Source organism: Chloroflexota bacterium, assembly GCA_026706485.1.
In the GTDB taxonomy this organism is placed as follows: domain Bacteria; phylum Chloroflexota; class UBA11872; order UBA11872; family UBA11872; genus JAJECS01.
On the sequence record JAPOYR010000002.1, the window covers coordinates 56,664 to 70,174 of the forward strand.

Below are 13,511 nucleotides of genomic sequence, written 5' to 3' on the forward strand. Positions count from 1 at the left end.
CGGCCCGAGAATCTCCCTCACCGAATTCGCCGATGTCGCCGAGTCTGAATGACCGGCGGCACAAGTGCCTTGGCCGCGCTCACCGAGGGGGCACGACCCGTCAACTCACCCACCGCAAGAACATCGTGGCGGGGATCGAAAGTGCGCCGGCAGCCTTCGCGGGCCTGTTTGCGGGGGAGAACATCGGCAAGCAACTCGTGCGCGTGAGCTCCGAAGAGGTATCGGTAGTCGAGACGGTGTGGCCGATTCTTTCGGCGAGAGCTAGTCCGGATCAACACGCGCGGCCACCCACCGCCAGCGGAGCTGACCTCACGAGCGCACTCTCTAATTGTCTTTTCACGAAGGGTTGGGCTTAGGAGCGTGACTCATCGGTAGAGCATGCAACGAGGAAGGCATGGGACTGGCACCGCCGGATCGGGGCGCCAGAATTGAATGGGCGGAAATGCCTAGGCACGTCCGTAGCGAGATCGAACGGTGGCTGGGTGGTGCGGTCGTCGGCGCAGTTACTCAGCCCACCGGCTTTACACCTGGGGTGGCAGCGCGGCTGACCGTGGACGACGGCCGCCGATTATTCGTCAAGGCGGCCGGTCCCGAGCCCAACACGGCCACGCCTAAGGCGCACAAGAGCGAGATCAATATAGTGACCGCTCTACCTCGTGCCGCACCCGTCCCGCGGTTGCTGTGGTCCCACGACGAGGGAGAGGGCGGTTGGGTCGTGCGGGCCTTCGAGGACGTGGACGGTCACCACCCGATGCAACCGTGGCGAATCGACGAGCTAGACCGCGTGGTCGCAGCCTTGGAGGAGCTCAGCACCCTGCTGACTCCAGCACCGCTGCCAGCCGCTGTGAACGGGAGGGCCCGCGACAACTTCTCTCGAGGCTGGCGTCAACTCCTCGATGAGCGCTCGTCCCTGCTGGAGTACTTGGATGGGTGGTCGCGCCGTCACATTCAAACTCTGGTGGCGATCGAAGAGACGATCGGGCCTGCGCTGGAGGGCGATACACTGCTGAACCACGACATCCGCGCAGACAACATCTTGCTCGCGCCCGACCGTGTCTGGTTCGTTGACTGGCCCCATGCCTTTGTCGGTCCTTCGTGGTTGGACGCCGTCGGCTTTGCGCCCAGCGTGACGATGCAGGGTGGTCCACCTCCCGAGGCGGTGATCTCCCGGCACTCCGCATGTCGCCACGCCAATCGTGACGCTCTTACGGCGGCGGTTGTGGCGCTGGCCGGATTCTTCACCCACCGGGCCGTGCAGCCACCACCGCCCGGCCTACCCACGGTGCGCGCGTTCCAGGACGCGCAGGGCGTAGTGGCACGCGAGTGGGCCGCCCAACGCACAGGGCTCACTTGATGGACGGCTACACGAAAAATCTGAGTCATGGAGCGGGGCCTATTGGATAGCGTCGACCTCCGGCCATGCGACTGCGTGGCGAGGCGCGACGTTAGACAGGGTCTCCGGATACGGACAAGCGCCAGCCGCTTGCGATGAGGTGAGACTGGATCCTCATGGGTTCGGCGACCATCTGCATTTGCAGTGCGTTGTACGGCGGAGACATCGGGGGCGATCACATCGTTACAGGTTCGCCGCGCCGCCCGGCTATCAGATCTCGACGCCGTGTTGAACGTACGGCAATGACAATCCCAGATCCCGCACCATCGCTCTCGGGCCCAGAGTTGCTGTGGCGCCAGGTCCGGTAGTATTCCTTGCCGAAGCGGACGAAGCAGCGAACTGTGCGGCAGGTGCAGGGGCATGGTCGTGGGATTGGGATGTTGACAGTGATTCCAGACCATGAAGTGCACTTCCAGACGCCGAACTTCTTAGGACGATTCGACTGGTGAATATCCAGACCCTGGAAGAGAGTCCTAGAAACCATAGAGGCGGGCAGATTTCTCACCTGCTGCTCGCCCCGGATCGGTTTGCGGCAAAGAATGTCGCCATTACGTGGGCGGAAGGCCAGCCCGGAAGCGCGCAGCCGATCCACTCGCACCCAAGCAGTGATCAGGTATATGTGATTGTTAAGGGGCACGGTGCAATGACCGTAGGGGACGAAACGCGGGAAGTCGGGCCGGGAACTGCAGTCCTCGTGCCGCCCGGGACAGGCCACTCCATACGCAATGTCGGAGAATACCGGCTCGTCTTCATCACAGCGACCTCGCCGCCCTTCGAGATGCCCACACCCGATAGCCCATTCGCATACTCCACGGCACCGTAGTCACACCGTTGGCCGTAAAAGGCCTCTTAATCCACGAGCGTGCCGGATGTACTGCATGGATAGCTGGCAATCACTTCGCACCCTAGGAGAACATTTCTAGATAGCCGAGTACAGTACCGACTTCTTCGAATCTTCGAGTGCGCGGCCGAAGCTATCCCGACGGCGGGCCGACTTTGGGGTACCGATGCGTACCACGTCGGCAGAACTTATGTGCCGAGACTGGCACCAAAGCCCGTCCTGGACATGGTGCCAATAGCCACAGGCCGGGCAGAACGCCTCGAAGCCTTCGAACTGATGCCCGCACTCTTCTACCGGTACCGTGGTAAGAATGGGATTGGCGGACAGTTTTTCTTTGATCGAGTCGTAGCGTCGCACACGCTCCTCAGCGACGCCGCCTATCCAAGTCCTTTACAAGGCCAAGCCGTTGCTCAATGCCGAGTCCAAGCCGTTGGTGTAGGAAGCGCTGGCCCTCGCGGATACGATCGTGCTGCTTGACGAGGGCCACGTGCTTGATACCCGCCGACTTTGCAAATCCGCATTCACTCCAGCAGAACACTTCTGATTTGGGCAATTTGGCTGTCGGTAAGGCCGATGTGTTCTGCGTATGGCTGAACGCCGCCATATTGAGCCATAAGGTATTGAAGCGTATTCTCCATTGCGACTCGTGGGGCAAGTCTCATTGGATGATTGATGTCTTTTCCGACCAAGTATTCCGGTCTTCCTTCACACAAGACTCGACGTCTCACTCCGATAGCACTAAGCGCGTAATCCTCAGCGATGGTCTCCTCGGACACTCCTACAAGACCCAGCAACAACCCGGCAATGATTCCTGTTCGGTCAGTCTCCGTCGCGCAATGAAAGATCGAGGTATGCCCAGCTGTCTCGGCGAGCGTGACTAGAGCCTCGCAAATCTCTTCCTGTCGCCCGTCGACAAGCACACGGTATAGCCTTGATGTCCACTCAGCGGTCGACAGTCTAGCCGACTGAAGCTCAGCGTATCCGGGAGGATCCGTATCTCCAATTATGTTCACATGGTAACACTCGACGCCTTCCACGCTTAAGAAGGCGCTCGGAGCATCAATGGTCTCCTGGGTGCAGCGAAGGTCAACAGCTGTCCGAACACCGTACGCGACCAGGCGATTCGCGTCCCACTCGGTCAGATTATCGAGACTGTCTGCCCGAAGGAACGCATGCCAGCGCGTTGTGTTGCCGTCCTTCGTCGGGTAACCCCCGAGGTCACGTACGTTGTACATCCCAGGAACATGCAGCCAACGAGAGTTGGTCACGAAGGATTCCCTTTGCCAACGGTCTGACTAATGTAATTGATCTCGCCCATACGGTTCTGACTATATCCATAAGTCTTCCGGGTAGCGGGTTGACTCATCAGGTATTCTAAGCTGATCTGACCTACCAGAACCTTTGCCATTCCTATCATCCCAACAAAGCGGCGAAGAGTTAGGGGGCAAATCGTTTCCTTTCCAATCCACTGGACTGCTCCCAATATCAAAAGCGTCGACCCCATATCTTTCGCGACCCAACTCCTTCGTCAAGATGAATTCTAGTACTTAGTGGAGCCCTTCTATTGTTGACGGGTTATCTGCCCTGATCTCGGGATGACTTCCGATATCCCACTTCGAACCACGGTGATGAATCACGATCTACAGAGTCTATCACGAGCTGCGCACGATATATCTTGTTATATGACCTGTCACCCGCCAGAACTCTCCTCACACACATCGCCATCCATCTGGTGATGCGGCAGCGGCATGTGTGACTCCTTCGACGAATTGACGGTCCTTCAAATGAACTTAAGTCGACTAGGCGCATGCCTGCCGTTGGAGTTTTTCACAAATCGATGCGCAGTACCTGGCCGCTGCCTCGGAGAGGCGCGGACACCAACGATAAGCCACGCTCACGCACGTTTGGTGCGAGCGTGTCGACTCATTGCCGAGGAATGGGATGGCTGATCAGCGTCAAGTATCAGGTAACCCGACATCCGTGGCGGCGGTAGTCTTCGACCTCTTCAACACGCTCACCGCCCCGATCGACGATTTGGTGTTCCGATCATCGCTCAAGGAGATGGCCCGTGCCGTCGGCACGGGCCCCGTCGCCTTCACGCAGGGCTGGCTCGACCTATGGCGGCAGCTATTCGATGGCACATTGCCGACGACCGAGGCTGGTGTGCGGGCCGTATGCGACGCGATCGGAGTTCCGGTCCATGCGGAGGCCATCAGCGAGGCAGTGAAGATTCGCGCCGAGTTCTTACGGGGCACCCTGCGACCGCGGGTGGACGCAGTTGCCACGCTGACTCAGCTGCGCGCGCTGGGCCTCCGAACGGCGCTGATTAGCAACTGCTCGCCTGGCGTGCCCGTCCTTCGGCCCACGACGCCGTACGCCGACGTGATGGGCCTACCGTTGTTCTCCTGCGTGGAGGGACTGCTCAAGCCCGATCCCGCCATCTTCTTGCGCGCCTGCCAACGTCTCGACGTGGACCCGCAGGCCTGCGTGTACGTTGGCGACGGAGGCGATCATGAGTTAACAAGCGCTGAGAGCGTTGGGATGCGGGCGGTCCTGATTACGACCCCAGAGGAAAGGACCGCTGCATACGATTCAGAACGAGCCTCATGGCGGGGAGAAGCGATCGAAGCGCTCAGCAAACTCTCAGGTCTCACCACCGGAGCGGAAGCCGCCGCCGATTGACTAGGAGCAACGGTCACGGTTGGCTGTGACTAGCACGACAGACATTGCCGTGGTGTGAGAGATCTCATCCGCTCGGCAGCGGTTTTCAGACAGTTGCAGCAATCGGCCAGCAGAGTCCTTCACTGGGTTGCGGGAATCTAACCACTGCCAGACCAGGCGAGACAGCACCCACCACTCTCAGCCCGACGCCCTTGCCCAACCGGCGCTATGTCACCTATTTTGCCTCAAAGGGTGCGACCGACCGGGCTAAGTTTCATCGGACACTCTGACCTCCATCCCAACCAGGCTGCCAACGTCCTGCCAACATTCGGGCCCAACTGCCGTCCTACCCGTGGCCCTTGGGACGCATTCGGCACAGCGGATTACAGGAGTGGCAGGGGTTGGCGCCCGCTGGGTAAAGTTGCGGAGTACCCGAGACTCTGGACTCTCAATCCGACGGCGGCTGCGGCCGCCGCGGTGCACAGAGACCGCCCGGCAGCAGTGGCCGCATCTGCGCCTGCGCCCCCGTCATGCGGTCCAAGTCTCGTCGGGGCGGTGTCTCGGCCCCGGCTGCCCGGCATCGAGCAGCGCGTGCAGGTCTTCGTGCAGCGTATGGCTGGGGATGCGGATCCAGCGACCGATGCGGATGTGGCGGATCAACCCGGCATGGCACATGCGGCGGACACGTACCTCATGGAGCTGCCACAGGTCGGCCACCTGCTTCACGGTGAGCAATCGCGGACCGTGGTCCGCGGCCGTGGTCCGGCGGCGGGTCGGCGTCACGCCGGCCGGGCCCGGTCGCGTCGGCGAACGCCGGCTGCCGTCGCAGCGGTGAAACGCAGCGCAGCGGGCGCTCGCCGCGGTCCGACCGGGCCGTGTCGATGCGCCGGCTTGCGATGTGGATGCCGTCCGTGCACGGCCCCATGATCCGCGCCGGTGCGACATCGGCCACCCCAGGTTTCCGTACATTCTGTGAAGACGGGCGACCCCGCAACCTTGATCGTCTGCGCACCGCAAGGCGGCACACGTTCTGCTGCTTGGGCGAGACTTGGCACCTCCGTGGTCAGTACAGCTAGCAGAGTGATGCGAGGGTAGCGGCGAGAATTCGTGTCGGGGTGCGCGCGAGCTGGGGCAATTCACGAATCGGTCACTGAACGGTCCGTGCCTGGAGGCTCGGTTCTCAGTTTCGAGTTTCAGAACCCAAGTCCAGCACGCTCATCTGGGCTTCTGTCGGCCGCGAGTCAAGTGTGTGACATAGCCTGGATCTTCCAGCCGAGCGTCGTGCATCTCGACGACCACCTGAACGGGCACCGGTCGGGTCGACACCTAGTCAATCTGTTGCACGGCGCTCGCGTCAACGACATCGCAGGACTACGGAATCCTTGCTTCCATCTTCCCAGCCCACGTCTGAGACTCGAGTGATTCGAGCCACTTGAGTGCTTGAACGCGTGGACGCAACCAACTATCGATGACTGACCTTGACATGGTTCGGGCCACAGAGCCGGAATCCTCACGCGACCTTCGGCGTGCCATTTCGCCTGACCGGGATCGACTTACCGTTGCCCCTCGCGAGGCGGCAACGATGCTCGGTGTGGACGTCAGCTTTGTCTACACTTGGGTTCGGACCGGCGAGTTGCCCCACTTCATGGCCGGTCGGGCGATCAAGATCCCAATCGAGGGACTTCGGGAGTTCATCCGGCAGAAGTCCGGTCAAACCAGCCGCCGATCTTTAGCCTCCAGAGTCAACGAAACGACCTGAAATGCCGACCTTTCGCCGACGCGGCGACCACTGGGAGTGCCGCATCTTCAGCCCGCAACTCAACCGACAGGTGTCGCGCAGCGCACGCAGCAAGCGCGCCGCGCGCCAGTTGGCCGAAGCTCAGCTTCGCGATCTGGAGACCGGCGCGACCGCTCCAACAGATCCCACCACGGTTGCCGAGTTCCTCGATCTATGGCTTGACCAGCACGGCACCAATATCTGGACGAACACACGCACCCGCTATGGCTATCTTGCCCGTCTGCACGTCAAGCCTTACCTCGGTGGGACACGTTTGTCGAAACTTCAGCCGCTAGATCTGGTCCAGCTCTATTCGACGCTCCTGACTAAGGGGAGACGTGACGGGAAACCCGGCGGACTCCATCCGCGCCATGTGGGACACGTACACCGCATGTTGCACAAGGCGCTGGGGGATGCCGAGGCCTGGGGCCTTGTCGCACGCAACGTTGCTGACGCCGTGAGTCCGCCGAAGGTCCCGCGGACCCCGGTGCGGCCGCCGAGCCAAGCCGAAGCCCGCGCGGTGCTAGCCCTGGCCAAGGACGCTGGCATCTACGCGGAGATCGCGACGGCTGTGGCGACCGGCATGCGGCCAGGCGAACTACTCGCCTTGCGCTGGCGGGACGTCGATCTCGACGCCGGAGTCGCCTGGGTGCGTCAAGCAGTCCAGCGCGTTCCCGGTACGGGGCTCGTCTTCAAGGACACGAAAACACACCGGAGCACGCGGCCGGTTGCGCTGCCGCCGTTTCTGGCCGCGGTTCTCCGAGAACATAGAGCGGCGATCCGGCAGCGCCGCCGGACGGCCGGCCCGGCCTGGCAGGACGAGGACCTCGTCTTTCCCACTGCCCAGGGCACTGTGCGGTGTCCCCGCAACTTCCGACGGGCATTTCAGGCAATGTTGAAGAAGGGCGGACTGGCCCCCAGGCGCCTTTACGAATTGCGGCACTGGTTTGCCAGCTTGCTCCTCAACGCCGGTGCGCCGATCAGCGTAGTCAGCGAAGCCATGGGCCATGCGGGGATTCAGGTGACGAAGGATGTCTACGGCCACATCTCGCTGGGTGCCCAGCGTCGGGCTGTCGCCCGACTCGCCCCGCTGTTTCCCGACGCGCCCGGACAGCCGTCTCCGGCGGAATATCGCAACCGTACTCAAATTGTTACTAGAGCAAAACTAGAGCAAGGCCGATTTGGCGAGCCGCGGCTCGATCACTGGATGGTCGCGCAACAGGTTTGGGAGCGTGGCACGCCCGGAGGGATTCGAACCCCCGACCCCTGGTTCCGAAGACCAGTGCTCTAATCCGCTGAGCTACGGGCGCCTGGCGGCGTGACGATTCTAGCGAGGTGCGTGAGCGCCGCGGCGGACTCGGACTCTGGCCGGCGCGCTATCCGGCTACGGGTTCGTCTTCGCCGACCGGGGCGCGAATATAGGACTCGGCATCGCCGAGCATCTCGAACGGACCTTCGATCCACCGGACGGGATCGACGGCGGCGCCGGCGACGTACATCTCCCAGTGGATATGCGGGCCGGTTGAGCGCCCGGTCGAGCCCACCAGACCGACCGTGGCGCCGCGCTCGACCACCTGACCGAGCAAGACTGAGAAGTCGTGCAGGTGATAGAAGAGCGTAAACACGCCAAAGCCGTGATCCAGGATCACCGTGTTGCCGCGGATCGTGAGCGGCCCGACAAAGGCGACGCGCCCTCGGTTCGGCGCGGGGATTGGGGCTCCGGTCGGCGCCGCGTAGTCGACACCCTCGTGCACCGACATGAACGACCCCGGCTGCAGCGTGCGGCGCTCGCCGTAGGGCGAGGTGACCCGCCCGCCGCCGGGCCGCTGGAACGGCCCGGTCCACAGCGGCCCTCCATTTACCCGCTGGACGATGCTGTGGAGAAACTCGCGCTCTTCCTGCGCGACCTCGGCGTCGAGCAGGTCTTCGTGGCTTTCGGGGATATGGAACTCCGCGGAGGGGTACTCACGCTCCGCGAGCTCGACCGAGATGTCGACCATGCGCTCGCCGACGCTCACCCGAAGGTCCTGCGGGCCCGTCATGGCCGTGGAGGCCGTCCCGATCATGGCGTGCCAGGTGCCGTCAAGGCAGAGCAGCGGGGCGGCCTGCCCATTCCACGTCACCGACACACCGGGGGCCGCCGTGTGGACGCGAATGCCGATCGCATCACCCGGCTGCGGCATCTCGGAGTTGATGGTCACCAAGTCCGCGTCGGCAGGCGGAGCGTGGGGGTCAATGGGCGTGATCGCCGCCGCCGGAAACAGGCCGGCTTCCTTGGCCAGATCACCCGAATTGGCGAAGACGACCTGCCCGGCGCGGGCCCACGGGACATCCACCAGCCACTGTTGCAGCACGGCGCGCTGGGTCCGCATCGCGACCATGCTGCCGTAGTCGCCGTAGGCGATGGGCAGCCCGAGACGCGTGAGCCAACTGGGCACGGCGAAGTAGGCGTCGCGAATGGCCGGATTCACGTCCAGCAGGGCCAGGTGGTTCTCCATGATCTGGGAGAACGGCACGCCGGCATCCTCGGGCAGGGTGGCGTGCCGGGGAACCTGCCGGAACGACTCCAGCCAATCGTCGTGGCCCTCTCGATTCATGACGTCCATGGTGTTGGCCACGTTGACGCCGTCCTTGGACGGGTCCCACTGCAGCACCATCTTTTGAAACGCTTGCACGAGAAAGCCATGCAGGAGGAATCGGTGCGACACCGGATAGCCGACGACCTGGATGCCGCCGAGTTCCTGAAACGCCGTCCAAAACTTGGCGGCGTCGTCATCCCGCACGGGATAGCCGCCGCCGGTTCCGCCCCCCGTCTGGGTGAAGAAGCGACCGCCGTTGATCGGAAAGTCGGGGCCGAAGCCACAGGCGGTACCGAACGGCACCTCGGGCACCTCGGCCGCCAGCGGCACGGGCAGCGCGGCCAGCGCGAGGGCAAGGACGAGAGCCACGGCCACACGGCGCATGGCGGACCGAGTGCGGGGGGATTTCACAGGCGATTAGCCTAGCATCGGAACGGCGGCGGCACCGGTGATCAAACGCCGGCGCACGCCCGGCGTGACGCGCCGCCGCGCGCCCGCGACTCTGGCACTCTTGGTCGCAGATCATGGACGGCGACGCACCCGTGAAGCAGCGCGGATTCCGACGGCGGGCGGTCGGGCTGGCTCGGGCGGCGCGAACGATGTGGCGGAGCGTTCCGGACATCGCGCGGCGGGCCCAAGATCACGTCGGCGGAACCGTTGAGTCGACCACCGACGCGACGATGGCGTGGATCGAAGCCCATGCGCAACTCCGCGTGCTGTATCTGACGGCCGACCGGTTTGGCACGCAGCAACTGCCCACGTTCGCCGCCGCCATCAGCTTTCAGACCTTCGTCTCCCTGTTTCCGCTGATTGGGTTCATCACGGCGATCGCCGCGTTTCTGGTGGAGCCCGACGTGTTGGTGCAATTCGTCGCGGATCAGTCCGCTGACCTGGCCCCCGGGGCGGAGGATTTTCTGGAGAGCACGCTGCCGTCCATGGCCGCCGTCCGCGAGAGCGTCGGCGTCATCTCCCTGATCGCGCTGTTGTGGACCGGCAGCAATCTGTTTGGCGCGCTGCGTCGCGGTCTCGACGCGGCGACGGGCGCGACGCGGCGGCGCACGTTCGTTCAGGGCCGCGCGCTGGATCTCGCCACCACCATGGCTACCGGCGTGTTGCTCGGCGTGTCCGTAACCGTGACCGCGGTGCTGACGTTTCTGCTGCAATCCGAGCTGCTCGGCGGCGGATCGCCGTTTGCCTGGCTTGGGTGGCTGCTGCGCTGGCTTGGCGTGCTGCTGCCGATCCTCTTCGCCACCGGCGTGTTCGGTCTGATGTATCACCTGGTGCCGGCCGAGCGCCTAGCGTGGCGTCCGGCGCTGGCGGGCGGACTGGTGGGAGCCGTCGGGTTCGAGATCGGGAAGAACGCCTTCGTCTGGTACACGGCAAACTTCGGTTCGTTCAACGCGATCTACGGCCCGATTGCGACGGTTGTCCTGCTGCTGATCTGGCTCTATTTCAGCAGCATGATCTTCCTGGCCGGAGCGGCGTTCGGCTCGGCGGTGTCCGCCGCGATGGCGCCCGGTGAGCCCCCTCGCGCCGGCGCGGGCGCCTAAGGCGCCACAGGAACGTTACATTCGTCACCTGTGAGACACATGCGTCACGAGCGCGGCGTTGTAGGGTAGGCATTTGGGATGGCTCACATCGCTCTCAACGCGCTGCCGGTATACACCGAAGCCACATTTCGCAACGCGGGCGTGAGCCGCTTCAGCGCGCGCCTCATCGATGCCGTGCTCGAGGCCGACGCCACGCACCGGTACTCGGTCTTCCTCAACGACCGCGTGCGCGAGCCGCCGTTTCGCACCCGGCCCGGCGTCCGTCTGCGGCGCACGCGGCTCCCAACGTCGCGCACCTGGGTGCGGATTCTCTGGGAACACCTGGTGGCGCCAGGGCATCTCGCCCTGGCCGGCGCCGACGTCGTGCATTCGTTTCTGAATGTGACGCCACTGGCCGCGCCGGGGCGGCATGTGGTGGTCGTTCACGACCTGTCCTTCCTGCGGGCGCCCGAAACTCACCCGGCCCACCGACGGTGGTATCTGCATGCGGCTACCCGGTTGTCCACCCGGCGAGCGAGCGCCGTGCTGGCGGATTCCAAGTCGACGCGCGACGATCTCATTGAGCTGTTCGGCGTGCCGCCGGACAAGATTTCCGTGGTCTACGCCGGAGTGGAACCGCAGTTCCATCCGCGCCCCGAGGCCGAGGTCGAGGCATTCTGCGCGGCGCACGGCGTGCGGCAGCCCTTCGTGCTCAGCGTGGGAACCATCGAGCCCCGCAAAAACGTCGACGTGCTGATACGCGCATTCGCCCGTCTGCGGCGCGAGGGCCGTTACGCGGGCTCGCTGGTCATCGTTGGAGGACGTGGATGGATGGGCGTTGATGTTCCCGACCTCATCCAAGCGGCACAGGTGGTCGATCACGCACGCTGGCTCGGTTACGTCGATCAAAGGGAGCTTCCCTTTTGGTACAGTGCAGCGGACTTGCTGGTGTACCCCTCCAGCTATGAGGGGTTCGGCATGCCACCGCTTGAAGCCATGGCCTGCGGCACGCCCGTGATCACGTCCAACCGGTCGTCCTTGCCGGAAGTCGTGGGCGACGCCGGGATCACCGTCGAGCCACGAGATGAAGCCACCCTGGCCGACGCCATGCACCGAGTCCTTCAGTCACGGGAACGCCGCGACGCCATGCGCTCGCGGGGCCTCGTCCAAGCCCAGCGATTCAACTGGCCAGCGGCAGCTGAGACATGTCTCAACGCGTATCAGAGCGTCCTGAAATCGCGGTAACCGCACCGGCGCCCCCACCGGAGCCTGTGGGCCGCGTCCGCGGGACGCCGTGGCGCGTCCTCACCTCGCGGTGGTTGACCGCCGTGGGCGATGTGGCGGTGCTGTTCGGCGCGTTCGTGTTCGCTTACGCCCTGCGCTACGTCTGGCGCCTGGGTCCGGAACTCAACGAGTTTCAGTTCACGCCCATCGACGCCTATTGGGTCGTCGCCGGTCTTTTCATCCCCGTCACGGTGCTGAGCTTCTACGTGCTGGGGCGCTATTCGGGGCGGCGCAGCGTGTCGCTCCTGGACGAGTTGCCACGGATTGCAGCGGGCGTGGTGATTGGCACGGCGGCGGTGGTCTTCGTGTTCTTCGTGTCGCGGCCGTTGTTCTTCTCGCGCCTGATGTTCATGTACCTCGGGGCGGCCGGCGCGGTGGGCACGCTGGTGTGGCTGGGTTTGCGGCTGGGCCTGGTGCAGGTGGTGCGCCGGGCCGGCTTCGACAACCAGCGCATCCTGGTCGTGGGCAGCGGGGTGGTGGCCAAATATCTGATGCAGCAGCTGTCCGCGTCGCCGGCGTCGGGCAACCGGGTGATCGGCTACCTGGAGGAAAACGACGACCAGGTCAATGGCGCGGGGTTCGGCCGGTTTCAGCGACTGGGCGACCTCAACGACCTCGAGGTGCTGATTCGAACCGAGACGATCGACGTGGTGTATATCGCACTGTCGGGAACCACCCAGCACAACTTGCAACCGCTCATCGAGCGCTGCCGCGTCCATGGCGTGCGGTTCCGGGCGGTGCCCGATCTCCTTGAGGCGCAGTTTGGCCGCATGGAGATCCACCCGTTGGCGGGAATCCCCCTGGTCACCCTGAGCGACAACGCCATCGTCGGATTCAAGTTCGTGCAAAAGCGCGCGCTGGACATCGTGGTAAGCCTGGTTGGGCTCATTCTCAGCGCGCCGCTGTGCCTCGTGATCGCGATTGCCATTCGGGTGGATTCGCGCGGCCCCGTCCTGTTTCGCCAGACGCGCATCGGCAAAGACGGCGCCGAGTTCACCCTGTTCAAGTTCCGGTCGATGGTGGTGGACGCCGAGGCCTTGAAGCGCCAGATGATCGCCGGCGGGCCGCACCCCGCGCTCTTCAAGATTCGCGACGACTCGCGGCGCACCCGGGTGGGACGCGTCCTGCGCCGCATGAGCCTCGACGAGCTGCCGCAGCTCTTCAACGTCCTGACCGGCAGCATGAGCCTGATCGGACCGCGGGCCCAGGTTTCCGACGAGGTGGCCCAGTACGACGAGTGGGCGCGGCACCGCCTGCGCGTGCATCCCGGCCTCACCGGGCTGTGGCAGGTCAGCGGACGCAGCGACCTTCCCTTCGAGGAAATGGTGATGCTCGACACGTACTACGTCGCGAACTGGTCGCTCGGCCTCGACCTGAAGATCCTGGTGAAGACGATTCCGGCCGTGCTGTCTGGACGCGGCGCATTCTGAGATCGCGCCGAGCCGCC

8 protein-coding genes, 1 tRNA gene and 1 pseudogene are annotated in these 13,511 nt (G+C 64.0%); 6 read left to right on the plus strand and 4 right to left on the minus strand.

Annotation, left to right across the window (positions count from 1 at the left end; genetic code table 11):
* Positions 1 to 101: 101 nt before the first annotated feature.
* Together OXG79_00600 and OXG79_00605 are read left to right on the plus strand one after the other, a co-directional pair.
* Positions 102 to 212 (plus strand): annotated as a pseudogene (locus tag OXG79_00600) (NADP-dependent oxidoreductase).
* Between the two features lie 230 nt (positions 213 to 442).
* Positions 443 to 1,354, plus strand: coding sequence for a phosphotransferase (locus OXG79_00605; GenBank protein ID MCY3782269.1), 912 nt, complete (start codon positions 443 to 445; stop codon positions 1,352 to 1,354).
* Positions 1,355 to 2,312: 958 nt separating this feature from the next.
* Here the strand turns inward: OXG79_00605 and OXG79_00610 are convergent.
* Positions 2,313 to 2,591, minus strand: a complete 279-nt coding sequence (locus OXG79_00610) for a hypothetical protein (GenBank protein MCY3782270.1) — start codon at positions 2,589 to 2,591, stop codon at positions 2,313 to 2,315.
* Positions 2,592 to 4,175: 1,584 nt separating this feature from the next.
* Here OXG79_00610 and OXG79_00615 point away from each other — a divergent pair.
* Positions 4,176 to 4,916 (plus strand): HAD family hydrolase, encoded by a 741-nt coding sequence (locus OXG79_00615; GenBank protein MCY3782271.1) that lies wholly within the window; start codon positions 4,176 to 4,178, stop codon positions 4,914 to 4,916.
* Positions 4,917 to 5,423: 507 nt separating this feature from the next.
* Here OXG79_00615 and OXG79_00620 read toward each other — a convergent pair.
* The 3 genes from OXG79_00620 to OXG79_00630 form a co-directional block, all read right to left on the minus strand.
* Entirely contained in the window at positions 5,424 to 5,678 is a 255-nt protein-coding gene (locus tag OXG79_00620) for a helix-turn-helix domain-containing protein (GenBank protein MCY3782272.1), read from the minus strand.
* Positions 5,679 to 7,905: 2,227 nt separating this feature from the next.
* Positions 7,906 to 7,982, minus strand: a tRNA-Arg gene (locus OXG79_00625).
* Between the two features lie 66 nt (positions 7,983 to 8,048).
* Complete coding sequence (locus OXG79_00630; protein ID MCY3782273.1) at positions 8,049 to 9,620, minus strand: M23 family metallopeptidase; 1,572 nt, start codon at positions 9,618 to 9,620, stop codon at positions 8,049 to 8,051.
* A 155-nt stretch (positions 9,621 to 9,775) separates the two neighbouring features.
* On the opposite strand from OXG79_00630, the gene OXG79_00635 reads away from it, so the two are divergent.
* The 3 genes from OXG79_00635 (at position 9,776) to OXG79_00645 (ending at position 13,494) form a co-directional block, all read left to right on the plus strand.
* Positions 9,776 to 10,801, plus strand: coding sequence for a YihY/virulence factor BrkB family protein (locus OXG79_00635; protein MCY3782274.1), 1,026 nt, complete (start codon positions 9,776 to 9,778; stop codon positions 10,799 to 10,801).
* Positions 10,802 to 10,879: 78 nt separating this feature from the next.
* A complete protein-coding gene (locus OXG79_00640; GenBank protein ID MCY3782275.1) occupies positions 10,880 to 12,025 on the plus strand; it encodes a glycosyltransferase family 1 protein in 1,146 nt (381 codons plus the stop codon).
* Between the two features lie 26 nt (positions 12,026 to 12,051).
* Positions 12,052 to 13,494 carry a sugar transferase gene (locus OXG79_00645; protein ID MCY3782276.1) on the plus strand — a complete coding sequence of 481 codons (1,443 nt, stop codon included), beginning with the start codon at positions 12,052 to 12,054 and terminating at the stop codon, positions 13,492 to 13,494.
* Positions 13,495 to 13,511: the final 17 nt, after the last annotated feature.

Bases quoted from the DNA above. Each gene is read 5' to 3' on its own strand.
- OXG79_00635 (MCY3782274.1), top strand. From the start codon at position 9,776: ATGGACGGCGACGCACCCGTGAAGCAGCGCGGATTCCGACGGCGGGCG.
- OXG79_00640 (MCY3782275.1), top strand. From the start codon at position 10,880: ATGGCTCACATCGCTCTCAACGCGCTGCCGGTATACACCGAAGCCACA.
- OXG79_00615 (MCY3782271.1), top strand. From the start codon at position 4,176: ATGGCTGATCAGCGTCAAGTATCAGGTAACCCGACATCCGTGGCGGCG.
- OXG79_00605 (MCY3782269.1), top strand. From the start codon at position 443: ATGCCTAGGCACGTCCGTAGCGAGATCGAACGGTGGCTGGGTGGTGCG.